The following is a 24,939-nucleotide window of genomic DNA, read 5'->3' as shown; positions in this document are numbered from 1 at the left end:
CCCCCAATTTTCAGTTCACCTCCGGCGGACGCCGCTAGAAAAGAACTGTAGCGAACGTACCCACCTGCCGGAAGCCGACACGTTCGTAGGTGGACCTGGCCTTGGTGTTGAAACCGTTGACGTACAGGCTTGTCACCGGCGCGATCTTCTGCGCTTTTTCCACCACTGCCGACATGTAGCCGGAGCTCAGGCCCCGGCCGCGGTACCGGGGATTCATCCACACACCCTGGACCTGGGTGACATCCGCGGTCACGGCCCCGAGCTCGGCCTTGAAAACCACTTCGTGGGCCTCGTTGAGGTGGACCAGGGAGTGGCCCTGCCGGATGAGGCCTTCCACCCTGCGGCTGTAGAACTCCCTGCCGCCCAGGTAGGGCGAGTACCCCACCTCTTCCTCGAACATGGCGGCACAGGCGGGAAGGATGCGGTCAAAGTCGGCGAGGTTGCCCTGGGCCAGGCCGGGGTGGGGTTGGACGCGGGGCGGATCCTGGATGACCATCAGCGGCTGGTCTGCCCGGACTTCATGGGCACGGTGCCCCCGCTGGGCGAGTTCTGTATTGAGGGCAAGGACGGCCTCGGCCGGGCCAAAGGCGGACGCATACCGGCGGCCGGAGCTGTTCGCCGCCTCTGCCACGAGGGGCGCCAGTGCGGGGTCCAGCTGGACCGGGACCAGGTTGGCCCCGGCCCAGCAGGCGCCGGTCAGGACGCCGTTGTCGAAGACGCCAATAACGCCGGCTCCGCCGGCGGTGGGGGCCGCGGTGCCCGTGGCGCGCAAATGCGCCAGGATGAACACGTTGGTCACGGGATCCTGCTGCGCCAGAAGGCTCAGCGAGGCGGTGTCCTGGCCGTCAAGCGTACGGACGGAAATACCCGCAGGGTCTGGAACGTCCCTACGAGACGCTAACCACGGGGCTACCCTTGACAGCATCTTCGCCATCGGCCTCCCCCATCTCTTCCGCGATACGCATGGCCTCTTCGATCAGTGTCTCAACAATTGCGCTCTCAGGGACAGTCTTGATGACCTCGCCCTTCACAAAGATCTGGCCCTTGCCGTTTCCGGAGGCAACGCCGAGATCGGCCTCGCGGGCCTCGCCCGGACCGTTCACGACGCAGCCCATGACGGCGACACGCAGCGGGATCTCCATTCCTTCCAACCCTGCGGTGACCTGTTCGGCCAGGGTGTAGACGTCCACCTGTGCCCGGCCGCAGGAGGGGCAGGAGACGATTTCCAGCTTGCGGGGGCGAAGGTTCAGGGACTGGAGGATCTGGTTGCCTACCTTGATCTCCTCCACCGGCGGGGCAGAGAGGGACACGCGGATGGTGTCACCGATCCCGCGGGACAGGAGCGCCCCGAACGCGGTGGCGGACTTGATGGTGCCCTGGAATGCGGGGCCGGCCTCGGTGACGCCGAGGTGCAGCGGCCAGTCGCCCTTTTCGGCGAGCATTTCGTAGGCGGCCACCATGACCACGGGGTCGTTGTGCTTGACCGAGATCTTGAAGTCGTGGAAGCCGTGCTCCTCGAAGAGGGACGCTTCCCAGACAGCGGACTCGACCAGGGCTTCGGGCGTGGCCTTGCCGTACTTCTTGAGGATGCCCGGTTCCAGGGAGCCGGCGTTGACGCCGATGCGGATCGAGGTGCCGTGGTCCTTCGCCGCGGCCGCGATTTCCTTGATCTGGTCATCGAACTTCCGGATGTTGCCGGGGTTCACGCGCACTGCCGCGCACCCGGCTTCAATGGCCGCGAACACGTACTTGGGCTGGAAGTGGATGTCCGCGATCACCGGGATCTGGGACTTGCGGGCGATGATGGGCAGCGCCTCGGCATCGTCGGCAGACGGACACGCGACGCGCACGATGTCGCAGCCGGACGCGGTCAGTTCAGCGATCTGCTGGAGGGTGGCATTGATGTCCGTGGTGGGCGTGGTGGTCATGGACTGCACGCTGATGGGGAAATCGGATCCTACGCCTACCGAGCCGACTTTGATCTGGCGCGTCTTGCGTCGGGGCGCAAGGACGGGCGGCGGTGCTGACGGCATTCCCAGGCTGACCGAGGTCACGTGGACTCCTTGAGTTGAAAGGGTAGGGAGGCGGCTACGCGGCGAGCCCGGCGAGCATGCCGGTGACCGGTGACCATTCGGTGATACGGGTTCCGGCGACGACGCCGGCTGCGGCAAACGGGTCCTGCTTGAGGATCGCGTTCAGGGCTGCTTCGTCTGCCGCCGTGAAGATCAAGAGGGCGCCGGCGCCGTCGCCGTAGGGGCCGCTGGCCACGATGACGCCGTCCTCTGCCAGGCCGCCGGCCCATTCCCGGTGGGCGGGCCGGACCTCGTTGCGGGTTTCGGTGGAGTTGGCGGCGTAAACGTACTCAACGGCAAAAACTGTCATACGGCTACCCTATCGCCATGGCTGCCTTCGCACCCATCCGGACCGTCCCGGCACGGAGCCCGGTGCGCGTTTACTGCAGGAAGAGGACCCTGACGGCGGCGGCGGTCCCGGCCGCCCAAAGCATGGAGGTGAGGGTTCCGATGATGAAGCGTTCCGCGGCCACCGGGGTCTCTTTGAGTTCGGCGAACCTGCCAAGGCCCTTGATGGCGACGATGTAGGCGATCGCGACCGGCTGGCCGGCCAGGATGGCAAGGCACACCCCCAGCCGTTCCAGCACGCCAATGATGGCGCCGCCGCGCAGGATGCGCTGGCTGGGTGCTGAGGCTTCGGCGGCAGTCCCGTCCGGCGACGGCGGGCCGGTATGCGCCGTCAACTCACCGTCAACTGCCTGGCCTCCCGCCGTTCCCGCCGCTCCACGGAGCGCGTCCGCGTCCGGGGCGGCGTCCTGGCCGCCGGGAGACGGGGATGGCTCGTCCACGGTGACGTCTGCGGACGGGTCCTGGGCAGCGGGACGGGCTTCCCCTGCCGTTCTGGCGGCGTCGGCTTTGTCATCAATGGTCCTGGCAAGCTTGAACACCAGGGCCGTGACCGGCCATCCCGCGAAGCCTGCCACCACCAGGGCAACGGCCACCCAGAGTGCGGTCACTTGTCTCCTCCATTGCCGGTGACTGTTTCTTCGGCCGGGACCACCTGTGCCTGGGCGACATCAAGCAGCATGGACGCAGCCGGCCGTGCTGCCCATTCTTCCTGCCACCCGGAGCGAAGCACGGTGCGGCTCACGGACTGCTCCGAAATTCCGAGTTTCCTGGCCACCTGTTTCTGGCTGCCGTGCCGGGCCGGACCGTGCCGCTCTGCCCCGTCCGCGCCGGCATCAAGGTCCCGCAGTGCATCAACCACCCGCCACTGGGCGTCCGTCCGCTCCTGGACCAGGCGGCCCAGCAGCCTCAGCACTGCTTCCGCGTTGGCGCATGTCCGCTCCCCTTCCCCGGCAGGGACACTCCCGCCTGCCTCCCCTGCCATGATGCCGGCCACCACTGACAACGGCACTTGGGAACCGGCGGCCTTGGCACGTTCAACGGCCTTGCGGGCGGCAACAAACGCGGATCCGGCACCTTCCCGCGGGCTGGCGCCTGCCGGCAGGGACACGGTTCCGACGCCGATGCCGACGTACCAGCGCCCTTCGCGCAGCGCGTACAGGGCGATGTCCACCACGGCATCAGCGTCCCGAACCACCCCCTGGACTTCGTCGCCGACCGAGCGCTCGAAGACCGGCCCGTCCGTCGCGGCAGATGCGAGGCGCGCGAGTTGTGCAATGAACTCCGGGACCCGGTCCAGGTCTCCGGTGCTGCCGCGCTGGTCGATGGTCATCACGAACATAGCTCAACCATAGATGGTTGATTCACGATAATCAATCAAATCTGACTGATTTATTGAAGTCAGCCTAACGCGGCTGATTATCAGAAGAGGTTGACGGGTTTGACGATGTCTGCGTAGATCAACAGGGCGCTCATGCCCATCAACAAAGCCGCCACCACGTAGGTCACGGGCAGCAGTTTGGCGATGTCGAAGGCTCCCGGGTCCGGCCGTCCGCGCAGCCTGGCGACGGTGCGGCGTGCGCCTTCGTACAGCGCTCCGGCCACGTGGCCGCCGTCAAGGGGCAGCAGCGGGATGAGGTTGAACACCGCCAGGGCGAAGTTCAGGCCCGCCAGCAGGCCGACAAGGGTGGCAAGGCGGGACTGCAGCGGAACAGCTTCCATGGCGGCCACCTCGCCGGCCACCCTGCCCACGCCCACCACGCTGATGGGGCCGTTGGGGTCCCGCGGTTCTTCGCTGAACGCAGCCTTGGCCACGCCCACCACACGGGCGGGGAGGTTGAACACGACGCCGGCCACCTGCCGGATGTTCTCTCCGGCCATGGGCAGGACGGACGACGCCGGCTGGGGCACCAGCGCCGTTTGCGCGCCGATGCCAAGGAATCCGACGTCCTGGTACTGGAGGGTGCCGGCAGCATCGGTGGCCTGGCGTCCGTCGGCGCCGATCACCGGCCTGGACGACAGGACCGGCGTGACGGTGGTGGACACGGCAGTGCCGTCCCGCTGCACCGTGATGGCCACTTCCCTGCCGGCCGAGGCGCGGATCCACTCCGTCAGCTGGTCCCAGCTGGTGACGGCCTTGCCGTCGAAGGAGGTGATGGTGTCATTGGGTTTCAGCCCCGCCGCGGCGGCGGGGGTCAGCTGGCAGTCGGCAGAGTCCGGGTCGACGGTTTGCCCCGCGGCCACCTGGCATTTGGAGACGTCGGAGATGGTGGTGGTAGCGGTGGCAACACCAAATCCCATCAGCAGAACGGCCGTCAGCAGCACCCCGAGGATCATGTTCATGGCCGGCCCGCCCAGCATCACGATCACTTTCTTCCAGACCGGCAGCCGGTAGAAGACCCGGTCGTGATCGGCGGGGCCTACCTCTTCGTGGGCCATGGACCGGGCTTCCGTCGCCAGCGTCTGGAACATGCCGGTACTGGAGGGCCGGACCGAGCCGTCCTCCTTGTTGGGCGGGTACATGCCGATCATCGAGACGTAGCCGCCCAGCGGAACGGCTTTCACGCCGTATTCGGTTTCGCCCTTGCGGCGTGACCAGAGCGTGGGCCCGAAGCCGATCATGTACTTGGTGACACGCACTTTGAAGAGCTTGGCCGGCACCAGGTGGCCCACCTCGTGGAGGGCAATGGACACGGCGATGCCGACGGCCACGAAGACGACGCCGAGGATGAAAAGTAGGACAGGGGTCATGGAGGTACTGCTGCTTCCTAGAGACTGCTGACTGCTAAACGTTCGTGGGCGCGGGCGCGTGCCCAGCTTTCAGCATCCAGCACCGACTCCACCGTCAGCCCGGAGGAACCTGAATGTTCGCTGAGCACCCTGTCCACGGTATCGACGATGTCGGTGAACCGGATCCGGCCCGCGTGGAACGCCGTGACGGCCTCTTCATTGGCCGCGTTGAAGACTGCAGGGAAGGTACTGCCCTGCTTGGCGGCGTCCTTGGCGAGGTCCACGGCCGGGAAGGCACCCACATCCAGGGGTTCAAAAGTCCAGGTGGCGGCCTGGGTCCAGTCGCAGGCGGGCGCTGCCTTGGGCACCCGGGCGGGCCAGCCAAGGCCAAGGGCAATGGGAAGCCGCATATCCGGCGGGGATGCCTGGGCGATGGTGGATCCGTCAACGAACTGGACCATCGAGTGGACGATGGATTGCGGGTGCACCACCACCTCGATCCGGTCCAGCGGAATATCGAACAACAGGTGGGCCTCGATGACTTCCAGGCCCTTGTTGACCAGCGTGGCCGAGTTGGTGGTGACCATGACGCCCATGTCCCACGTGGGGTGCGCCAGAGCCTGCCGGGGCGTGACGGAGTGCAGTTGCTCCCGGCTCTTGCCGCGGAACGGACCCCCGGAGGCGGTCAGGATGAGCCGGTCCACCTCCGCTGCCGTACCCGAGCGCAGGCACTGGGCGATCGCCGAGTGCTCCGAGTCCACGGGCACGATCTGGCCGTCCCTGGCCGCCGCCTTGACCAGGCTGCCGCCAACGATCAGTGATTCCTTGTTGGCCAGGGCCAGGATGGCCCCGGAGCGGAGTGCCGCCAGCGTTGGCGCCAGGCCAATGGACCCGGTGATACCGTTCAGCACCACATCCGCCTCCACGGCGGCAATCCGGGCTGAGGCGTCAGGTCCGGCCACGATCTCCGGGCGGTACCCGGGGCGGCCCGCGACGGCGGCGGCTTCCCGGATCAGCGATTCCAGCCGGCCGGGGTCCCCGGTGGCGATGCCCACCGCGGCGGCGCCGGTGTGGACCGCCTGGCGGGCCAGCAGTTCAAGGTTGCCGCCGCCGGCACTGAGTGCCACCACTTCGAACAGGTGCGGGGCGCCGTCGACGACGTCGATCGCCTGGGTGCCGATGGAACCGGTGGATCCGAGGAGGACGATTCTGCGTGGCTGCATCCGTTAAGTATCCCGCACGCCGCCTGCCCTGCTGCGCCTTGACCGCCGGACGGCCGGGCGTAACGTGGAATCCGTGGAGTGGCTCACCTGGTTCGATGCGCCGGAGTATGAATTTGCCCGGCAGGTGCTGCAACGGGGCGTCGCAGCGTTGTATTTCGTTGCGTTCCTGTCCACGCTGAACCAGTTTCCGGCGTTGCTCGGTGAGCGCGGCCTCCTTCCGGTGCCGGATTTCCTGGCAGCCTTTTCCCGGTTGTCCCGGCCCACCCTGTTCCGTTGGCGGTACTCGGACCGGCTGCTGCGGAGTGTTTGTGCCGTGGGCCTGGCGGTGTCGGCGTTGCTCGTGGCGGGGCTCCCGCAGGCCGGGCCGCCCTGGGTTCCGTTGCTGGCGTTCCTTGCCCTGTGGCTTTTGTACATGTCCATCGTGAACGTGGGGCAGACGTTCTACGGGTTCGGCTGGGAGATGCTGCTGCTGGAGGCCGGTTTCACCGTGGCCTTCCTGGGGTCGGACCAGACGGAACCGCCGCGCACCATCCTCATCCTGGTGGTGTGGCTGGTGTTCCGGTTGGAATTCGGGGCCGGGATGATCAAGATCCGCGGGGGCCGGGAGTGGCGGGACCTGACGGCGCTGTACTACCACCATGAGACGCAGCCCATGCCGGGGCCCCTCAGCCGGCAGGCGCACCTGTTGCCGAAGCCGCTGCACCGGATCGAGGTGGTGGGCAACCACATCGCCCAGCTGGTGGTGCCGTTCCTGCTGTTCGCGCCGCAGCCGGTGGCGGGAGTGGCGGCGGCCGTCGTCGTCGCCACCCAACTGTGGCTGGTGGCGAGCGGCAACTTTGCGTGGCTGAACTGGATGGCGATCGTGCTGGCGTTTGCCGCGGTCAGCGATCCCGTGGCCCATGCCGTGATACCGGCCGTCCCGGCGGACTGGCACGCGGGTGCCGCACGGGACACTCCCCTGTGGTGGCTGGCCATAACGCTGGCGGCGTCCCTCCTGCTGCTGGTCCTGAGCTACTGGCCGCTGCGGAACCTCTTCTCCCGCCGGCAGCTGATGAATGCCAGCTTCAACCGGTGGCAGCTGGTCAATGCCTATGGCGCATTCGGCACGGTGACCAGGCAGCGCATCGAGATCGTGGTGGAAGGCACCCTGGACGGGAACCCCGGGGACGCCTCGGACTGGCGCGAGTACGGTTTCAAGGGCAAACCCGGCGATGTCCGGCGGATTCCGCGGCAGTGGGCCCCGTACCATCTGCGCCTGGACTGGCTCATGTGGTTCCTGCCGCTGCGGAGCGTGCACGAGGAATGGTTCTACGCCTTCCTGGGCAAGCTGCTCTCGGCGGACCGGCAGGTGCTGCGGCTGCTGCGGCATGACCCGTTCGACGGCGCCGCACCGCGGCTGGTGCGCGTGCGCAGTTTCCATTACCGCTTCGCCAGCCGGAAAGAGTTCCGGGAGACCGGGAACCGCTGGGTGCGGACCCTGCTCTACGAGCCCATCCCGCCAACGTCCCTGCGCCGGCCGTCGGGGCGGAAGGGCACCTAGGCGTCCCTGCCGGCACGGCGCAGGATGCCTTGGGCGTGCTTGAGGATTGGCCCGTCAATCATCTTTCCGTGGTGCTGGAAGACCCCGCTGCCGGCCGCCGTGGCGGCGTCCAGCAGCTCATGCGCCGCGGCCACCTCCTCCTCGGAGGGCGCGTAGGCCTTGCGGACGACGGCGGCCTGGCCGGGATGGATGCACGCCTTGGAGCCGAACCCGGAGGCCACGGCGTCGGCGGTTTCGTCCGCCAGCCCGTCGAGGTCGGGGATGTTGGTGTAGACGGCGTCGATGGCTTCCTTGCCGAATGCCCTGGCGGCCAGCAACACCGAGGAGCGGGCGTGCAGCGCCACCGCCCGGTAGCCGCCGTCGTCCTTCCTGCTGGAGGTGCCGCCCAACGTGGCCAGGAGGTCCTCGGCCCCCCACATCAGGGCCACCACGTTGGGGGCGGCGGCGATGGCGGGGGCGTTCAGCACGCCCAGGGCTGTTTCGCACAGCGCGATGACCTGGTAGCCTTCCAGCGCCTTGAGCTGTTCAGCCGATTCCGCTTTGGCCAGCATGACCGTGCGGTATGGCGTGTGCGCCAGGCAGTGCAGGTCCTTTGCGAAGTCCTCCGTGGTGACCGGGTTGACCCTGACGATGGTCCGGCTGGGGTCCAGTTCGGGGTCGTCGCCGGCTGCACCCACCTGGGCAAGGATTGCACCGCGCGCCCGCTGCTTGTCCGGCGGCGCCACGGCGTCTTCAAGGTCCAGGATCACGGCGTCGGCCCGCGACGCAGCTTTGAGGTAACGCTCCGGGCGGTCAGCGGGGCAAAAGAGCAGGGAGGGGCCCATCGAAAATGTCATACGGGCATTCTCCCCTGCGCGCCGGGCTGGTCCTGGTGCGCGTCCCGGGTCCACATCAGGCAGCTCCTCGTGGCTCGTGCCACCACGGCTCCGTCCTGGTTGCGTCCGGTGTGCTCCATGGTAACGATGCCCTGCCCCGGCCGTGAGGCCGAAAGCCGCTTGCCGGTGATCACCGTCTCGGTGTAGAGCGTGTCCCCATGGTAGAGCGGGTGCGGAAAGGTGACGTCGGTCAGGCCCAGCTGCGCAATGATGGTCCCTTGGGTCAACTGGGTGACGGACTGGCCCACCATGGTGGCGAGGGTGAACATGGAGTTCATCAGCCGCTGGCCAAAGGGCTGCCCCGCGCTCCAGGCCGCATCCAGGTGCAGCGCCTGCGTGTTCATGGTGAGGGTGGTGAAGAGGACGTTGTCCGTTTCCGTCACGGTGCGTCCGGGCCGGTGGGCATACAGCACGCCTTCCTCCAGCTCGTCGAAGTAGAGCCCGCGCTGCTCGATGACGCGCCGGCCGCCGTCGCCACCTCCTGCCGTTGAGCCTGCCGGGACCGTGTCCGGGGGGTTGTTGCCGGTCATACGGTGAGTTCCTGGTCTTCCTCGTACAGCTCCGCGCCGGTGGCGGCCACCACGTCCTCGACGGAGACGTTGGGGGCCAGTTCGCGCAGGACCAGCCGGGACGGCCCGCCGTCCCGGACGACGTCGATCACGGCGAGGTCGGTAATGATCCGGTCCACGCATCCCTTGCCGGTCAACGGGAGCGAGCACTCCCGGACGATCTTGGGATTGCCGTTGCGGTCCACGTGCTCCATCATCACAATCACCCGTTTGGCGCCGAACACCAGGTCCATGGCGCCGCCCATTCCCTTGACCATCTTTCCCGGGACCATCCAGTTGGCGAGGTCTCCGTTGGCGGCGACCTCCATCGCGCCCAGGACAGCGAGGTCCACATGGCCGCCGCGGATCATGCCAAAGGATGTTGCCGAGTCGAAGAACGCCGCTCCCCGGTTGACTGTCACGGTCTCCTTGCCGGCGTTGATCAGGTCCGGATCCACCGCATCCTCAGCAGGGTAGGGGCCAACACCCAATATTCCGTTCTCCGAGTGCAGCACCACTTCCACCCCGGCCGGGATGTAGTTGGGAATCAGGGTGGGCATCCCGATACCCAGGTTGACGTACTGGCCGTTGCGGAGCTCGCGCGCCACCCGGGCGGCCAGTTCGTTCCGCGTCCAGCCTTTGCTTCCTGCAGCGGCGGCCGCGTCGCCGCGCCCGGGCTGGTGCTCCCCGGCACGCCGGTATTCCGGCCGGACGGCTTCCGGGCGGGGCGCCTCAGTGCTGTTGGGATCCATGGTCATGCTCCTGCCTGCTGGCCGCTGCCAGGTGTTCGTCCGCCCGCCAGGGCCACCGTCCGCTTTTCGATGCGCTTTTCCCCACCGGCCGCCAGGACCACCCGCTGGACGAAAATCCCGGGGGTGTGGATGTGTTCGGGGTCCAGTTCGCCAGGTTCGACGAGTTCCTCCACCTCGGCGATGGTGATGCGTCCGGCCATGGCGCATAACGGGTTGAAGTTCATGGCCGTGGCGTGGAACACCAGGTTGCCGTGCCGGTCGCCCTTCCAGGCGTGCACCAGCCCGAAATCGGGGGTGAGGGATTCTTCCAGGACGTAGTCCACTCCGCCAAAGGAACGCACTTCCTTGGCGGCGGAGGCGATGGCGATGCCGCCGTTGGCGTCGTACTTTTGCGGCAGGCCGCCGTCGGACACCTGCGTCCCCACGCCCGCCTTGGTGTAGAACGCGGGGATGCCGGCGCCGCCGGCGCGCAGCTTCTCGGCCAGGGTGCCCTGCGGGGTCAGCACCACCTCGAGTTCACCGGCAAGGTACTGGCGGGCGAACTCCTTGTTTTCACCCACGTAGGAGCTGATGGTGCGGCGGATGCGGCCGTCGCGGAGCAAGATGCCCAAGCCCCAGTCGTCCACGCCGCAGTTATTGCTGACCGTTTCCAGGCCTGAGGTGCCGGCGCGGTGCAGGGCGTCGATCAGGGCCACCGGGATTCCGCAGAGCCCGAACCCGCCCACCGCCAGGGAAGCCCCGTCCGGGATGTCGGCCACGGCGGCGTCGGCACTGGCTACAACCTTGTCAATCATCGGTGATCCTCTCAGGCCGGCTGCGTCCGGTGCTGCTGGCGCAGGCGCTTACAGTCCCAGTTCGCGGGCGATCAGCATCAGCTGGACTTCCGTGGTGCCCTCCCCCACTTCCAGGATCTTGGAGTCGCGGTAGTGGCGCGCCACGGTGAACTCGTTGATGAAGCCATAGCCGCCGAATACCTGGGTGGCATCCCGCGCGTTGTCCATGGCCGCCTCGCCTGCGACCATCTTAGCGATGGCCGCCTGGGTCTTGAACGGCTTACCGGCAAGCATCCTGGCAGCCGCATCGTAGTAGGCCAGGCGGGCAGTATGGGCTCGGGCTTCCATCCTTGCGATCTTGAAGGAGATGGCCTGGTACTTGCCGATTTCGCTCCCGAACGCCCTGCGTTCCTGGGCGTACTTGACCGACAGGTCCACGCAGCCCTGGGCGGCACCGGTAGCAAGCGCGGCGATGGCGATCCGGCCTTCGTCCAGGATGGACAGGAAATTCGCGTAGCCGCGCCCCTCCTGGCCCAACAGGTTCGCCTCCGGGACGCGGACGTCCTTGAGGGTCAGCGGGTGGGTGTCCGAGGCGTTCCAGCCCACCTTGTTGTACGGCTTTTCGGCCTTGAAGCCCGGCGTGTCGGTGGGCACCAGGATGGTGGAGATTTCCTTCCGGACGCTGCCGTCCGCGGCTTCCTTCCGGCCGGTGACGGCGGTGACGGTGACCAGCCGGGTGATGGCCGTTCCGGAGTTGGTGATGAACTCCTTGTTGCCGTTAATCACCCAGTTGCCCTCCTCGCGGCGGGCGGTGGTCTTGGTGCCGCCGGCGTCGGAGCCTGCCTCGGGTTCGGTGAGGCCGAAGCCTGCGAGCGCCTGGCCTGATGCCAGGAGCGGCAGCCATTCCTGCTTCTGCGCGTCGGTTCCGAAGCGGTACACCGGCATGGCGCCCAGGGAAACGCCGGCCTCCAGTGTGATGGCCACCGACTGGTCCACGCGGCCGAGCTGTTCCAGGGCCAGGGCGAGCGCGAAGTAGTCCCCGCCCATCCCGCCGAATTCCTCCGGGAACGGGAGGCCGAACAGGCCCATTTCGGCCATCTGCTTCACCACTTCATAGGGGAAGCTGTGTTCTTCATCGTGTTTGGCGGAGACCGGGGCCACCACGTTGTCCGCGAAGTCGCGGACTGTGTCGCTGAGGTCCTGGTATTCCTCGCTGAGTTCGAATCCGGTCATGGTCAGGCTCCTTCGCCTTGGATGGTGGCTGTGTCTGTGTCTGCGGACGCTGGCTCTGCGTCCGCAGGGTGGGGGTGGATGGTGGCCAGGACCTGGTCGGCCTTCACAAGGTCACCGGTGCGGGCACTGAGGTGCACGGTCCCGGCCAGCGGGGCAACGAGGTGGTGTTCCATCTTCATGGCTTCCACTGACACCAGGACCTCCCCGGCCTTTACGGTGTCCCCGTCGCGGACCGGGACTGCCACCACGGTTCCGGGCATTGGTGAACGCACCTCGGGGTCGGCCGAGCCTTCTTCGCGCTCCATGGCGGCCAGCACCCGGTCCAGCCTCGCCTCGCGGGTGAGGACCTCAAGCCGGCAGGACCAGCCATCACTGCCCAGGAAGATCCGGGTGGGATGGCCGGGGGCCACGCCCACGGCGTAGCTCCGGGTTTCATCACCGAGCCTGATGACGGCGCGCCGCGGGTCCTGGAGGGACAGGCCGGCACTGTGCTGCGGGCCCCCGTCAACGGCTGCCGTGACGGGGGCGCCCCCTGCGGGGCTGCCGGTTACCGCCACGGTTGCCACGCCGTCGTCGGCCGTTCCGAGGCTGATCCGGCGCGGCGCCGGGGTTCCAAGCCGCCAGCCGCTCCTGCTGTCCCACGGCCCGCCCGCCGGTCCGGGGCTGTCCCGGTCCTCGACTGTGGCGGTGTACAGCGCAGCGGCCACCAGGTCCGCGTCCCCGACCTTCCGGAATTCCATGCCTGGCAGCTTGCGTTCGATCAGGCCGGTGTCCAGGTGCCCCGCCTGGACGTCGGGGTCGTTCAGGAGGAGCCGGAGGTACTCCACGTTCGTGTCGATTCCCAGTGCGGTGTAGCCGGCCAGGGCACCGTCCAGGGTTTCCAGCGCGGCCGCACGGTCCGCGCCCCAGGCAATCACCTTGGAAATCATGGGGTCATAGTGGGCCGGGAGCTCCAGCCCCTCCAGCAGGGAGGAATCCACCCGGATCCGGCCTTCGGTTGGTGACGGGAGTTCATCCAGCACCAGCACGGTTCCGGTGGACGGGAGGAAGTTCTTCTCCGGAACCTCGGCGTAGACGCGCGCCTCCACCGCATGGCCGGAGAGTTCGACGTCGGCCTGCCGGAGCGTCAGCTCGGCACCGGCGGCGATCCGTACCTGCCATTCCACCAGGTCGGTGCCGGTGACCATCTCCGTCACCGGGTGCTCCACCTGCAGCCTGGTGTTCATCTCCATGAAGAAAAACTCGTCCGGTGCGTCGTCGGACACCAGGAATTCCACCGTTCCTGCACCCTGGTAGTTCACGCTGCGGGCGGCGTTGCAGGCGGCTTCCCCGATCCGTGCGCGGATGGCCGCCCCGTCCGGAAGGCCTTCCAGCAGGGGCGACGGTGCTTCCTCAATGACTTTCTGGTGCCGCCGCTGCAGCGAGCATTCGCGCTCGCCGAGGTGGATGACGTTGCCGTGGCCGTCGGCCAGCACCTGCACTTCGATGTGCCGCGGCGTGGTCACCAGGCGTTCCAGGAACAGGGTGTCGTCACCGAACGCGGCCGCGGCTACGCGCCTCGCCGTTGCCAGGGCAGCGGGCAGGTCCTCCGGCCTTTCCACGGCCTGCATCCCCTTGCCGCCACCGCCGGCGGAGGGCTTGATCAGGATCGGAAAGCCGACCCCGCCGGCGGCCTCCACCAGTTCACTGTCCGTCATGCCGGGCCTGGCAATGCCGGGCACCACGGGCACCCCGTAGCCGGCCACATGGTTCTTGGCCCGGATCTTGTCCCCCATGACGTTCAGTGCCTCCACGCCGGGGCCGATGAAGGTGATGCCGGCTTTTTCCAGGGCGCGGGCAAAGTCCACGTTCTCACTGAGGAAGCCGTACCCCGGGTGGACTGCCTCGGCGCCGGACTGCCGGCACGCATCGATGATCGCGTCGGCGCTCAGGTAGCTTTCGACGGCGGGTGCCGGGCCGATGCGCACGGCCGCGTCAGCTTCGCGGACGTGGCGGGCACCGGCGTCGGCATCGCTGTAGACGGCCACCGACCGGATTCCCAGGTGGCGCAGGGTGCGAATGATGCGGCAGGCGATTTCACCGCGGTTGGCCACCAGGACGGTGCCAAACAGGCGCGGGGTGGAGGTGCCGCCGGGGGCTGGTTCTGATCGGGTTTGCATGGTCATTGCCGGCTCACATCCGGAAGAGGCCGAAGGAGGTCTCCGGCAAGGGGGTGCGGGAGACGACGTCGAGCGCCAGTCCCAGGACGGTGCGGGTGTCTGCGGGGTCGATCACGGCGTCATCCCAGAGCCGGGCCGTGGAATAGTAAGGGCTGCCCTGGTCCTCGTACTGGCGGCGGATGGGTGCCTTGAAAGCCTCTTCGTCGTCAGCCGGCCATTGTTCCCCGGCTGCCTCGTACTGGTCGCGCTTCACGGTGGCCAGGACGCTGGCGGCCTGGTTACCGCCCATGACCGAGATCCGCGCGGCGGGCCACATCCAGAGGAACCGCGGCGAGTAGGCGCGGCCGCACATCGAATAGTTGCCTGCGCCGAAGGAGCCGCCGATGACCACGGTCAGCTTGGGAACCCGGGCAGTGGCGACGGCGGTCACCATCTTGGCGCCGTTCTTGGCGATGCCGCCTTGTTCGGCGTCCTTGCCCACCATGAAGCCGGAGATGTTCTGCAGGAACAGCAGCGGGATGCCGCGCTGGTCGCAGAGCTCAATGAAATGGGCGCCCTTGAGCGATGATTCGCTGAACAGCACGCCGTTGTTGGCCACGATTCCGACGGGGTGTCCGCAGATCCGGGCGAATCCCGTGACGAGGGTGGTGGCGTACTCCCTTTTGAACTCGTGGAACCTGCTGCCGTCCACCAGCCGGGCGATCACCTCGTGGACGTCGTAGGGGGCGTTGACGTCCGTGGGCACGGCACCGTAGAGCCCGTCCGGGTCCGCGGCAGGTTCGACGATGGGTTCCACCTCCCAGGCCGGCGCGGCCGGCGGCGGCAGGGTGGCAACTATGTCCCTGATGATCTGCAGTGCATGCTCATCGTTTTCGGCCAGGTGGTCGGTCACCCCGGAAATCCGGGCGTGAACCTCACCGCCGCCGAGTTCCTCGGCGGTCACGATCTCCCCGATCGCGGCCTTCACCAGAGGGGGGCCGCCCAGGAAAATGGTTCCCTGGTTCCGGACGATCACCGTTTCATCGCTCATGGCGGGAACGTAGGCGCCGCCGGCGGTGCAGGACCCCATGACGGCCGCGATCTGCGGGATTTTGGCGGCGGAGAGCCGGGCCTGGTTGTAGAAGATGCGGCCGAAGTGGTCCTTGTCCGGGAAGACCTCATCCTGCTTGGGGAGGAATGCCCCGCCCGAATCCACCAGGTAGATGCAGGGCAGCCGGTTTTCCAGCGCAACCTCCTGGGCGCGCAGGTGCTTCTTCACCGTCATGGGGTAGTAGGTGCCGCCCTTGACCGTGGCGTCGTTGGAAATCACCAGGACCTGCCGTCCGTGCACCAGCCCGATCCCGGCAATGACGCCGGCGCCTGGCGCTTCGTCGCCGTACATCCCGTTGGCGGCCAGGGGCGCGATCTCCAGGAACGGGCTGCCGTCGTCCAGCAACTGGTCGATCCTGTCCCGCGGCAGGAGCTTTCCCCGGGCCACGTGCCGGTCCCGCGATTTCTGCGGGCCGCCCAGCGCGGCATCTGCCAGCCTTTTCCGCAGGTCTCCGGCGAGCACCAGTTGCGCTTCCCGGTTGGCGCGGAAGGACTCGCTTGCGGGGTCGAGCCGGCTGGCCAGGGTCTCCATTGACGATCCGTTCCTGTCTGGACCGGGCGGCTGCATGCCAACTCGGTTAGTGACTAATAACTGAAATTCAGGTTAGTCTCGATTAACTGTGATGTCCAACACATGGCGGCCTTGGTAGAATCTGCGTCGGTCCGAGGAGGAAAAGTGCCCAGCACGGGAACACACCCCAACAATGCAACGCAGCCAGCCATGCCGCAGCCGGCTCCCACCACCCAGCGAGGCAAGGCCAAGGAGAACCGGCGGCAGGCGCTGCTGACAGCGGCGGCGTCACTCTTCGCGCTCAACGGGTTCAACCGGGTATCGCTCGAAGACCTGGGCGCGGCTGCGGGTGTAAGCGGCCCCGCGGTTTACCGCCACTTCCCGGGCAAGCAGGCAGTCCTCGCCGACCTCCTGGTGACCGTGAGCCAGGAGCTGCTGGACGGCGGACGCCAGGTGGTGGAAAGCACCGCCGATCCGGCAGCCGCGCTGCGGCAGTTGGTGGAATTCCAGGTGGACTTTGCGCTCGGCAAGCCCGACGTGATCCGCGTCCAGGACCGGGACCTCAGCAACTTGTCCGAGCAGGACCAGTCCGCAGTACGCACCCTGCAGCGCAGCTACGTGGAGTTATGGGTGGACGTCCTCGCCAAGGTCCACCCGGGCACAGACGCCGCCGAACTCCGGATGCGGGCCCACGCGACGTTTGGCCTCATCAACTCCACGCCGCACTCCGTTCGCAGCCATGGCAGGCGGATCGCGGCGGGCGTGGCCCGCCCCCTGCTGGAGCGCATGGCATTGGCTGCCCTGCTGGTGGACAGCGCAGGGGGCGTCCAGTCCCCCCGTTAGACCATGGTCAGCACCATTCCCGGCTCGGCCAGGATGGCGCCGACGTCGGCGAGGAACCGCGAGCCCTGCTCGCCGTCCACCAGGCGGTGGTCGAAGGACAGGCTCAACGTGATCACCTGGCGCAAGGCCACCTCACCCCGCCACTCCCACGGCAGGGTCCGGACGGCGCCCAGCCCCAGGATGGCCGCCTCGCCCGGGTTGAGGATGGGGGTACCGGCGTCAATGCCGAAAACGCCGATGTTGGTGATCGAAATGGTGCCGCCGGACAGCTCGGCAGGAGTGGTCTTGCCGGCGCGGGCCGTTTCGGCGAGCGCCGTCAAGGCCTGGGCCAGCTGCGGAAGCGGCATGGTGTCCGCATCTTTGATGTTGGGAACGGTGAGGCCCCGGGGCGTGGCCGCCGCGATGCCCAGGTTCACGTAGTTGTAGGTGACGATTTCCTGGTGTTCCTCATCCCAGTGGGAGTTCAGCGCAGGGTTCCTGCGCAGGGCGACGAGCACTGCCTTGGCGGCGAGCGTCAGCGGGGTGAGCTTGAGCCCGGTGAACTCCCTCCTGCTCTTGAGCCTTGCCAGCAGTTCAAGGCTTGGCGTGACATCCACGGTGAGGAATTCGGTGGCGTGCGGGGCGGTGAAGGCACTCTGCACCATCGCGGCTGCGGTGTATTTGCGGACTCCCTTGATGGGAGTCCTGGTTTCCCGCTCCCCCTGCCGCGTTCCGGACACCGCCGGTGCCCCATGCTGCGCCGCGGCCGGTTCCTCGTGGTGCCGGGCAAATCCGAGCACGTCCTCGCGCGTAATCAGCCCGCCGGGGCCGCTGCCCGGTACCTGGGTGAGGTCCAGGCTGAGATCCTTGGCCAGCTTGCGGACCGGCGGCGTGGAACGTGGCCGGTCTGCAGGCGCGGACTCGGCAGGCGCTGATTCAACAGGCCTGGTTTCGACAGGCCTTGTTTGGACCGGCCTTGTTTGGACCGGCTCAACCACCGGGGCAGCAAAGTTTCGTGGCCTGCGCGTTGGCCGGCCGGACCCTTCGACGACGGCGCCGTAGCCCACCAGGTTCGGTTCCCGTTTCTGGGTTTCCACCCCATGCTCCCCCGGCCCCGCAGGCAACGCGCCGGCCGGGTCCGAAGGTGCAGTCCCGGCGTCGTCCGGAACCTCGAACGAGACGATGGGCTTCCCCACCTCAACCACGGACCCGGGCTGCTCGTGGAGCTCCTTGATGACCCCGGCAAACGGGGAGGGAAGCTCCACCACGGCTTTGGCTGTCTCTACCTCGGCAATGACCTGGTTCAGGCTGACAGTATCGCCAACGTCCACTTTCCAGCTGAGGATTTCGGACTCTGTGAGCCCTTCGCCCAGGTCCGGGAGACGGAATTCCTTGATCATGGTGGCGCTCACCCTTCCAGCCCGCTCAGGGAATTCGGGCGGCCCAGGGCACGGTCAACGCCGTCGAGGATACGGTCCAGGCCGGGCAGGTGGTGCATTTCCAGCTTGGAGTACGGGTACGGAATGTCGAACCCGGTGACCCGGACCGGAGCAGCCTCGAGGTGGTAGAAGCACCGCTCGGTGATGCTGGCCGCCACCTCCGCTCCCAGGCCGCCGGATTGTCCCGCCTCGTGCGTGACCACCAGGCGCCCGGTCTTCCGAACGGAGGCCACCACGGCGTCGTAGTCCACCGGAGACAGCGAGCGCAGGTCGATCACTTCCAGGGAGATTCCCTCGTCCGCTGCGGCCGTGGCGGCATCCAGTGCGGTTTTGACCAAGGGGCCGTAGGCCACCAGGGTGACATCGGTGCCCTCGGTCAGCACGCGGGCCTTGTCCATGGGCAGGGCGGATGAAAGGGCAGCCGACTCATCCACTTCGCCTTTGTCGTGGTAGCGGCGTTTGGGTTCGAAATACAAGACGGGATCGTCGCAGGAAATGGCCTGCTGGATAACCGTGTAGGCGTCCTGGGGGTTGGAAACCGCCACCACGCGCAGTCCGGAGGTGTGCGTAAAGTACGCCTCCGGGGACTCCGAGTGGTGCTCGGGCGAACCGATCCCGCCGCCGAAGGGGACCCTGATGGTGATGGGCATCTTCACCGCGCCGCGCGTGCGGTAATGCAGCTTCGCCACCTGGCTGACGATCTGGTCGAACGCCGGATAGATGAATCCGTCGAACTGGATCTCCACCACCGGGCGGTAGCCGCGGTAGGCCAGGCCGACGGCGGTCCCCACGATGGCGGATTCCGCCAGCGGCGTGTCCACCACCCGGTGCGTGCCGAAGTCCTTCTGCAGGCCGTCCGTCACACGGAACACCCCGCCGAGGGCGCCGATGTCCTCGCCGAGGAGGACCACCTTGGAGTCGTTTTCCAGCGACTTCCGCAGGCCGGCGTTGATGGCGCGGGCAAAGGTCAACTGGGTCATCAGCGTGCACCTTCCTCTGGAACTGCTCCTGCGGGATCGCCGAATGAAGCAAGGTAGCGGGCGTAGTGGTCCTGCTGGCGTTCCAGCCAGGAGTTGGGGGTGCTGTAGACGTGCTTGAAGACGTCCATCGGCTGGGGGTCCGGCATGGTGGTGCAGCCGCGGCGCATTTCCGCTGAGACGGAATCGGCCTTGGCCCGGACATGCTCCTGCAACTGCGCGGTCAGGAGTCCCTTCCGGTCCAGGAGCGAAGCCAACCTGGAGATGGGGTCCTTCGCGGCCCAGTCCTCCAGTTCGTTGGCGTCCCGGTAACGCGTGGGATCATCGGCCGTGGTGTGCGGTCCCATCCGGTAGGTGACGGCTTCAATGAACGTGGGGCCGCCGCCGCGCCGGGCCCGGTCCAACGCGAGCCGGGTGGCGGCCATGACAGCCAGGACGTCGTTGCCGTCCACCCGCAGGCTCGGGATGCCGAAGCCGGTGGCCCGCTCTGCGAGCTGGATGTGCGACTGGAGCCGGACGGGCTCCGAGATGGCCCAATGGTTGTTCGTGCAGAAAAACACCACAGGGGCCTGGAAGCTGGCGGCGAACACCATGGCCTCGTTGACGTCGCCTTCGCTGGTGGCGCCGTCGCCGAAGTAGGTAACGGCCACGGCATCGGCGCCGTCGTTCTGGATCCCCATGGCATATCCGGTGGCATGCAGGGTCTGGGCGCCAATGATGATCTGCGGAGTGGCCATGTTGATGGCGTACGGGTCCCAACCGCCGGAGGCGTTGCCGCGCCAGACCCGGAGCAGGTCCGTCAGGTCCACGCCGCGGCAATAGGCCACACCGTTCTCGCGGTAGCTGGAGAAGACAAAGTCGTCCGCCCGCATGGCCCGCCCCGAACCGATCTGGGCCGCCTCCTGCCCCAGCAGCGGCGGCCAGAGCGCCAGTTCCCCCTGCCGCTGGAGGGCGGTGGCCTCTACGTCGATCCGCCGGATGACTGTCATGTCCTCGAACAGGGAACACAACTGCTCATCGGTGATGTCCCTGACCCAAAAATCGAACTCCGGGTGGCTGATTCGCTCGCCCGCCGGGGTGATCAACTGGAGAAGTTCCTGCCCGGCCCCGGTGGGGTCCCCTGCGTTTTCGGGGGTTATTGCACCGCCATGGCCCGTTTCGTCTGTAGACACGATTGCCGCAACCTTCGTACGTCGTTGACCTGTGGTTTTCGGGCTTTTGGCACCAGCCGCCACCGGCCTTCCGGGCGCCATTGCCCCAGATACTGTGACCCTACTCACAATGCTCAGGGGGTACAACCACCACGGCAGTTTCTGAGCATAATGCCCTGTCTGGCGTGCTTATACCGTGCTAGCGTTGCGCATTATGCAAGCTTTGGATGGCACTGACACCCGCCTGCTGTCGGCACTGTCGCAGGACCCGCGCCGCACCGTGGTGGCACTGGCGCAAAAGCTCGGCCTGTCCCGGAACACCGTCCAGGCGCGGATGGCCCAGCTCGACAAGAAGCACGTCTTCCTGTCCTTTGAACGGCGCATCAATCCGGTGGCGCTGGGGTATCCGCTGATGGCCTTCATCTCCGTGCATGTCCAGCAGCAGAAACTCGGGCGGTTGGCCGGGGAAATGGCGGCGATTCCCGAGATCCTGGAGGGGTACGGGCTCACGGGGTCGGCAGACCTGCTGCTGCGCGTGGTGGCCAGGGATGCCGAGGACCTGTTCCGGATCAACGGAAAGATCCTGGCGTGCGACGGCGTGGAGCGGGCAGACACGGCACTGGCCATGGGCGAGTTGATCCCCTTCCGGGTGCAACCACTGCTGGAACGGGGCTCGGAGGGCGGGTAACGGCGCCACGGGAGGCACGACGCCGGCGGGCAGGGTTATAGGCTGGTTCCAGTTATGTGCCGGGCCGGGAGGGCCCGGGCAGTCCGCCGGTGCCACCGCGCCCGTCCCCGAAAGGCTCACCCCTTGAGCAGTCCCCAGGATTCGTACCGGCAAGGCCACGCGGAACCGGCGCCGCCGGAGCTGCCCTCGATGCCTGGGCAGCCGGCCCCGTTCGGCCTGCCCGGGGAACGTCCGCGGGTGCAGAGCCGGCGGAAGCTGGGGATCGTCCTTGGCAGCATCGGCGGGGTGCTGCTGCTGGTGATCCTCGGCGTCGTGATCCTGGTGAACGTGGTGAACAGCGCCACCAACCAGGCCAGGGGCCTTGCCGACGACTTCACCAAGAAGGTGATCGCCGGGGAAGTATCCACCGCGTATGACGACTACCTTGACCCCTTGCTTAAGGAGCAGCTTTCCAAGGAGGCGTTCATCTCCGGCGTGAAAAGCCTGGAACTGGATGACTCGTGCAAGCCCGCCTACACCGAGCTCAAGGTGGCAACCGAGAACGGCATGAAATCAGCCGACGTGGCGGGCCAGATCAGCTGTTCCGGCAAGAAGGTCGACCTCGCCTACCGCTTCGAGGGAGCCAACGACCTCAAAATGACCAACATCAAGCTGCGGCCCGCCGCCTGACCCGCCGGCCCGCGCGGCCCCGTGGAGGCCGCACAGTGAAAAGGGCGCTGATCTTTTCACCCATCCTTCTCCCGGGATGATGCGAACTGCTTCCGAGGGTCCCGCCCGGGGACCCTGCGTTCGGGGAACAGTCCCCGCACTTCAGGAAGGAATCGGGCCATGCGCAACTCACCCAACCGCCTCGTCGCCACCATTTTCGGAGCCGTCTACCTGCTGGTGGGCCTCCTGGGCTTCGCCGTCACGTCCGGCGTAGGATTCGTCGCCACCGAGGGCGCGAACCTGATCATCTTCGAGGTCAACCCCCTGCATAACGTCATCCACCTGGCCATTGGCGCCGCGCTGCTGTTCGCCGGACTGCGCGGGACGGATACGGCGCGTACGCTCAACGCCACCGTGGGCGCCGTCTACCTCCTGGTGGGCATCGTGGGACTGTTGCTGCTGGACTCCGCGCTGAACATCATCGCCCTGAACGGTGCCGACAACGTCCTGCACCTCGCCAGCGCCGTCCTGCTCCTGGGCGTGGGCCTGTCCCTGGACAAGTCCCCGGCCGCTGCCCGGGCATAGTCATGGCGGCATCCGGCATGACGGGTCCCGCGCCCGTTGCCGACGGGCCGGCGTCCCACGCGATTCCTGCGGTGCGGCTTGTTGCCGGGTTCGCGGGATTCGGTGCGGGTTCGGTCAACCTGGCCATTGCATCGAGCATCTTCGCGGCAGCAACCCGGCCCCCGGAACCGGTTGAGCTCCTTGCCGGCGCGGCGGCCGGGCTCTGGGGCACCGCACTGCTGGCCGGAGCCATCGTATTCCTGGCCAAGGACCGGCCGCCCGGCGGACGGCGGGAAGGATATGTCCTGGCCGCCGCGGCCGCGGTCCATCTGGCCGCCATCGCATTCGCCGTCCCGCGGACGTCCAGCCTCAACCTGACGCAACTCTCGGCTTTCCTGCTCACGTTGATGATCCTTGCGTCGTTCGGCTGGCTCCGGCGGGCCGAGGCGCGCAAGGAAAGTGGCCGGCAGGGAAGCCGCGCCACGGCAGCATCGGGCCGGCCCGGGCAGCTGCTGCTGGGAGCCTTCGCCGGCGCCCTCCTGGTGGCGGGAATAGCGACGCCGGGACTCGCCGCGTCAACAGCCGGCCAGTACGCCGTCCCGCACGGTGAGCACGGGAACCTGGCCCCCGCCGGACACCACCAGCGCTGAAGCTCCGAGGGGAACCCCACCGCGCCGTAGCCCACCAACAATCCGGCAACCAAAAGAGCCTCCACACCGCACCCAGCGGCATGGAGGCTCGTCCGGTTTCCGGTCGGCGCGGCGGTTAGTGGTCCACTGCCTTCTCGGCGCCGATACCCGTCAGCGAGCGCACTTCCACATCGGCCTGCTTGGCCGGATCCTCCCGCCGCTTGTCCAGTGTGGTGCCCAGCCAGCCCAGCAGGAACGCCAGGGGGATGGACACGATGCCCGGGTTGCTGAGCGGGAAGAGGGCGAAGTTGGCGCCCGGGATCATCGAGGTCTTAGCCCCGGAAACCACCGGGGAGAACACGATGAGCAGGATCGCCGAGGCCAGGCCGCCATACATGCTCCAGATAGCGCCCTGGGTGGTGAACTTCCGCCAGAACAGCGAGTAGATGATGGTGGGAAGGTTCGCCGATGCTGCGACGGCGAACGCCAGCGCCACCAGGAAGGCCACGTTCTGGCCGTTGGCGAAGATGCCGCCCAGGATGGCCAGGATGCCGATCACCACCACGGTGCGCCGGGCCACCCGGACTTCGGTGGCGGCGTCGGCCTTGCCCTTGGCGATGACGTTGGCGTAGATGTCATGGGCGAACGATGCCGCCGCCGTGATGGTCAGGCCGGCCACCACCGCCAGGATGGTGGCGAAGGCCACCGCGGAGATGAAGCCCAACAGCAGCGGTCCGCCCAGGTAAAACGCCAGCAGGGGTGCGGCGGAATTGACGCCGCCGGGAGCGGACTTGATGGTGTCCGCGCCAACCAGCGCCGCTGCACCGTAGCCCAGGACCAGGGTGAAGAGGTAGAAGATGCCGATGAGCCAGATGGACCACACCACTGACTTGCGGGCTTCCTTGGCCGTGGGAACCGTGTAGAAACGCATGAGGACGTGCGGCAGCGCTGCCGTGCCCAGGACAAGGGCCAGGCCCAGGGACATGAAGTCCAGTTTGGAGGTGTCGCTCTTGCCGTACTGCAGTCCCGGGTTGAGGACGGCCGGGTTGTTGGCCGTCTCCACGGCGCCGCCCAGCAGGGCGGAGAGGTTGAAGCCGTAGATGGCCAGGACCCACAGCGTCATGACGGCGGCGCCTGCGATCAGCAGCATGGCCTTGATGATCTGGACCCAGGTGGTGCCCTTCATGCCGCCGATCAGGACATACATGATCATGAGGGCGCCGACGACGATGATCACCAGGGCCTGTCCGCCCCAGTCGCTGATGCCCAGCAGGAGGGAGATCAGGCTTCCCGCGCCGGCCATCTGGGCGAGCAGGTAGAAGAAGCAGACGGCGAGCGTGGAGATGGCGGCGGCGATCCGGACCGGGCGCTGCTTTAGCCGGAAGGACAGCACGTCCGCCATGGTGAACTTGCCGGTGTTGCGCAGCAGTTCAGCCACCAGCAGCAGCGCCACGAGCCAGGCCACCAGGAAGCCGATGGAGTACATGAACCCGTCGTAGCCGTTGATGGCGATGGCCCCGGTGATACCCAGGAAGGATGCTGCCGACAGGTAGTCACCGGCGATGGCGGTGCCGTTCTGCGAACCGGTAAACGAGCGCCCTGCGGCGTAGTAGTCGGCGGCGGTCTTGTTGTTCCGGCTGGCTCGGAACACGATCACCATGGTCACGGCCACGAACAGGCCGAAGATGCCCATGTTCAAGAGGGTGGTGTCCTTGAGGGCGGCGACGTCCACCGCAGCTGGGATTGCGATCATTTGTTGGCTCCGCCCACTCGGTTTCCGTCCTTATCGAATTCGTGCCCCTCGATTTCGTGCCTGATTTCCGAGGCGATGGGGTCCAGCCGTTTGTTGGAGTAGTGCACGTACCAGCCGGTGATGGCGAACGTCGAGACGAACTGGAGCAGGCCCAGGATCAGGCCGACGTTGATGTTGCCCCATACCTTGGTGGACATGAATCCCACCGCGTAATCGGCGAGCAGGACGTAGGCGAAGTACCACAGCAGGAAGGCCACTGCCATGGGGAAGACAAAGCTGCGGTGACGCTTGCGCAGTTCCTGGAACTGCCCGGTCGACTGGACTTGTTCAAAGTCCACGGACGCCGCTGCGTCCGGAGTGTGGGCCTCGTTACCCATCGTTCCTCCTCATTGAGTCGTGCGGTACACACCGGGCGGCA

The 24,939-nt window shown here is 67.1% G+C and carries 25 protein-coding genes; 6 read left to right on the top strand and 19 right to left on the bottom strand.

Annotation, left to right across the window (positions count from 1 at the left end; genetic code table 11):
* Positions 1 to 34: 34 nt before the first annotated feature.
* The 7 genes from AB4Y79_RS12075 to dxr form a co-directional block, all read right to left on the bottom strand.
* A complete protein-coding gene (locus tag AB4Y79_RS12075; RefSeq protein ID WP_441862169.1) occupies positions 35 to 925 on the bottom strand; it encodes a GNAT family N-acetyltransferase in 891 nt (296 codons plus the stop codon).
* Positions 888 to 2,054, bottom strand: a complete 1,167-nt coding sequence (gene ispG / locus AB4Y79_RS12070; RefSeq protein ID WP_441861954.1) for a flavodoxin-dependent (E)-4-hydroxy-3-methylbut-2-enyl-diphosphate synthase — start codon at positions 2,052 to 2,054, stop codon at positions 888 to 890. The genes AB4Y79_RS12075 and ispG overlap by 38 nt, the downstream gene beginning before the upstream one ends.
* Before the next feature lie 34 nt (positions 2,055 to 2,088).
* The gene (locus AB4Y79_RS12065) at positions 2,089 to 2,382 is read right to left on the bottom strand and encodes a YciI family protein (protein ID WP_441861951.1); all 294 of its coding nucleotides are present in this window, start codon (positions 2,380 to 2,382) and stop codon (positions 2,089 to 2,091) included.
* A 70-nt stretch (positions 2,383 to 2,452) separates the two neighbouring features.
* Complete coding sequence (locus tag AB4Y79_RS12060) at positions 2,453 to 3,028, bottom strand: hypothetical protein (RefSeq protein WP_441861948.1); 576 nt, start codon at positions 3,026 to 3,028, stop codon at positions 2,453 to 2,455.
* Positions 3,025 to 3,759: a MarR family transcriptional regulator gene (locus tag AB4Y79_RS12055; protein WP_441861945.1), complete on the bottom strand. Its 735-nt coding sequence runs from the start codon at positions 3,757 to 3,759 to the stop codon at positions 3,025 to 3,027. Before AB4Y79_RS12055 ends, AB4Y79_RS12060 begins: the two co-directional genes overlap by 4 nt.
* A gap of 80 nt (positions 3,760 to 3,839) precedes the next feature.
* Entirely contained in the window at positions 3,840 to 5,168 is a 1,329-nt protein-coding gene (locus AB4Y79_RS12050) for a M50 family metallopeptidase (protein WP_441861942.1), read from the bottom strand.
* A gap of 17 nt (positions 5,169 to 5,185) precedes the next feature.
* Entirely contained in the window at positions 5,186 to 6,370 is a 1,185-nt protein-coding gene (dxr, locus tag AB4Y79_RS12045) for a 1-deoxy-D-xylulose-5-phosphate reductoisomerase (protein ID WP_441861940.1), read from the bottom strand.
* Positions 6,371 to 6,443: 73 nt separating this feature from the next.
* Between dxr and AB4Y79_RS12040 the strand changes: the two genes are divergently transcribed.
* Entirely contained in the window at positions 6,444 to 7,910 is a 1,467-nt protein-coding gene (locus AB4Y79_RS12040) for a lipase maturation factor family protein (RefSeq protein WP_441861937.1), read from the top strand.
* Here AB4Y79_RS12040 and AB4Y79_RS12035 read toward each other — a convergent pair.
* Genes AB4Y79_RS12035 through AB4Y79_RS12005 form a run of 7 tightly spaced genes read right to left on the bottom strand, consistent with a single transcriptional unit; the run spans position 7,907 to position 15,871 of the window.
* Positions 7,907 to 8,746 (bottom strand): HpcH/HpaI aldolase/citrate lyase family protein, encoded by an 840-nt coding sequence (locus tag AB4Y79_RS12035; RefSeq protein ID WP_441861934.1) that lies wholly within the window; start codon positions 8,744 to 8,746, stop codon positions 7,907 to 7,909. The genes AB4Y79_RS12040 and AB4Y79_RS12035 overlap by 4 nt on opposite strands.
* The gene (locus AB4Y79_RS12030) at positions 8,743 to 9,315 is read right to left on the bottom strand and encodes a MaoC family dehydratase (RefSeq protein WP_441861931.1); all 573 of its coding nucleotides are present in this window, start codon (positions 9,313 to 9,315) and stop codon (positions 8,743 to 8,745) included. The genes AB4Y79_RS12035 and AB4Y79_RS12030 overlap by 4 nt, the downstream gene beginning before the upstream one ends.
* On the bottom strand, positions 9,312 to 10,085 hold the full coding sequence (locus tag AB4Y79_RS12025; RefSeq protein WP_441861929.1) for a CoA transferase subunit B: 774 nt from the start codon (positions 10,083 to 10,085) through the stop codon (positions 9,312 to 9,314). The genes AB4Y79_RS12030 and AB4Y79_RS12025 overlap by 4 nt, the downstream gene beginning before the upstream one ends.
* A 2-nt stretch (positions 10,086 to 10,087) precedes the next feature.
* Positions 10,088 to 10,879, bottom strand: a complete 792-nt coding sequence (locus AB4Y79_RS12020; RefSeq protein WP_441861927.1) for a CoA transferase subunit A — start codon at positions 10,877 to 10,879, stop codon at positions 10,088 to 10,090.
* A 48-nt stretch (positions 10,880 to 10,927) separates the two neighbouring features.
* A complete protein-coding gene (locus AB4Y79_RS12015; RefSeq protein WP_441861925.1) occupies positions 10,928 to 12,091 on the bottom strand; it encodes an acyl-CoA dehydrogenase family protein in 1,164 nt (387 codons plus the stop codon).
* A 2-nt stretch (positions 12,092 to 12,093) separates the two neighbouring features.
* Positions 12,094 to 14,256 (bottom strand): acetyl/propionyl/methylcrotonyl-CoA carboxylase subunit alpha, encoded by a 2,163-nt coding sequence (locus AB4Y79_RS12010; RefSeq protein ID WP_441861922.1) that lies wholly within the window; start codon positions 14,254 to 14,256, stop codon positions 12,094 to 12,096.
* 7 nt (positions 14,257 to 14,263) lie between these two features.
* Positions 14,264 to 15,871 (bottom strand): carboxyl transferase domain-containing protein, encoded by a 1,608-nt coding sequence (locus AB4Y79_RS12005; RefSeq protein ID WP_441861920.1) that lies wholly within the window; start codon positions 15,869 to 15,871, stop codon positions 14,264 to 14,266.
* Positions 15,872 to 16,060: 189 nt separating this feature from the next.
* On the opposite strand from AB4Y79_RS12005, the gene AB4Y79_RS12000 reads away from it, so the two are divergent.
* On the top strand, positions 16,061 to 16,693 hold the full coding sequence (locus AB4Y79_RS12000) for an SACE_7040 family transcriptional regulator (RefSeq protein WP_441862166.1): 633 nt from the start codon (positions 16,061 to 16,063) through the stop codon (positions 16,691 to 16,693).
* Here the strand turns inward: AB4Y79_RS12000 and AB4Y79_RS11995 are convergent.
* Genes AB4Y79_RS11995 through pdhA form a run of 3 tightly spaced genes read right to left on the bottom strand, consistent with a single transcriptional unit; the run spans position 16,690 to position 20,260 of the window.
* Positions 16,690 to 18,072, bottom strand: coding sequence for a dihydrolipoamide acetyltransferase family protein (locus AB4Y79_RS11995; protein ID WP_441862164.1), 1,383 nt, complete (start codon positions 18,070 to 18,072; stop codon positions 16,690 to 16,692). The genes AB4Y79_RS12000 and AB4Y79_RS11995 overlap by 4 nt on opposite strands.
* A gap of 8 nt (positions 18,073 to 18,080) precedes the next feature.
* Positions 18,081 to 19,091, bottom strand: a complete 1,011-nt coding sequence (locus AB4Y79_RS11990; RefSeq protein WP_441861918.1) for an alpha-ketoacid dehydrogenase subunit beta — start codon at positions 19,089 to 19,091, stop codon at positions 18,081 to 18,083.
* The gene (gene pdhA, locus AB4Y79_RS11985) at positions 19,091 to 20,260 is read right to left on the bottom strand and encodes a pyruvate dehydrogenase (acetyl-transferring) E1 component subunit alpha (protein ID WP_441861915.1); all 1,170 of its coding nucleotides are present in this window, start codon (positions 20,258 to 20,260) and stop codon (positions 19,091 to 19,093) included. Before pdhA ends, AB4Y79_RS11990 begins: the two co-directional genes overlap by 1 nt.
* 193 nt (positions 20,261 to 20,453) lie before the next feature.
* On the opposite strand from pdhA, the gene AB4Y79_RS11980 reads away from it, so the two are divergent.
* The 4 genes from AB4Y79_RS11980 to AB4Y79_RS11965 all read left to right on the top strand — a co-directional run bounded on the left by AB4Y79_RS11980 (position 20,454) and on the right by AB4Y79_RS11965 (position 22,789).
* Positions 20,454 to 20,927 (top strand): Lrp/AsnC family transcriptional regulator, encoded by a 474-nt coding sequence (locus AB4Y79_RS11980; RefSeq protein ID WP_441861913.1) that lies wholly within the window; start codon positions 20,454 to 20,456, stop codon positions 20,925 to 20,927.
* 123 nt (positions 20,928 to 21,050) lie between these two features.
* Positions 21,051 to 21,596 (top strand): hypothetical protein, encoded by a 546-nt coding sequence (locus AB4Y79_RS11975; protein ID WP_441861911.1) that lies wholly within the window; start codon positions 21,051 to 21,053, stop codon positions 21,594 to 21,596.
* Between the two features lie 159 nt (positions 21,597 to 21,755).
* Positions 21,756 to 22,160: a DUF4383 domain-containing protein gene (locus AB4Y79_RS11970; protein WP_441861908.1), complete on the top strand. Its 405-nt coding sequence runs from the start codon at positions 21,756 to 21,758 to the stop codon at positions 22,158 to 22,160.
* A gap of 2 nt (positions 22,161 to 22,162) precedes the next feature.
* The gene (locus AB4Y79_RS11965) at positions 22,163 to 22,789 is read left to right on the top strand and encodes a hypothetical protein (RefSeq protein WP_441861905.1); all 627 of its coding nucleotides are present in this window, start codon (positions 22,163 to 22,165) and stop codon (positions 22,787 to 22,789) included.
* A 115-nt stretch (positions 22,790 to 22,904) separates the two neighbouring features.
* Here AB4Y79_RS11965 and AB4Y79_RS11960 read toward each other — a convergent pair whose 3' ends face one another.
* Both AB4Y79_RS11960 and AB4Y79_RS11955 read right to left on the bottom strand, forming a co-directional pair.
* Positions 22,905 to 24,521, bottom strand: coding sequence for a solute symporter family protein (locus AB4Y79_RS11960; protein ID WP_441861902.1), 1,617 nt, complete (start codon positions 24,519 to 24,521; stop codon positions 22,905 to 22,907).
* Positions 24,518 to 24,898, bottom strand: coding sequence for a DUF485 domain-containing protein (locus tag AB4Y79_RS11955; protein WP_441861899.1), 381 nt, complete (start codon positions 24,896 to 24,898; stop codon positions 24,518 to 24,520). The genes AB4Y79_RS11960 and AB4Y79_RS11955 overlap by 4 nt, the downstream gene beginning before the upstream one ends.
* Positions 24,899 to 24,939: the final 41 nt, after the last annotated feature.

Origin of the sequence: Pseudarthrobacter sp. YAF2 (assembly GCF_052113345.1) — a bacterium.
Lineage (GTDB): Bacteria > Actinomycetota > Actinomycetes > Actinomycetales > Micrococcaceae > Arthrobacter.
Note: the sequence above shows the minus strand (reverse complement) of the source record. Positions and strands in the feature narration are given on the sequence as shown.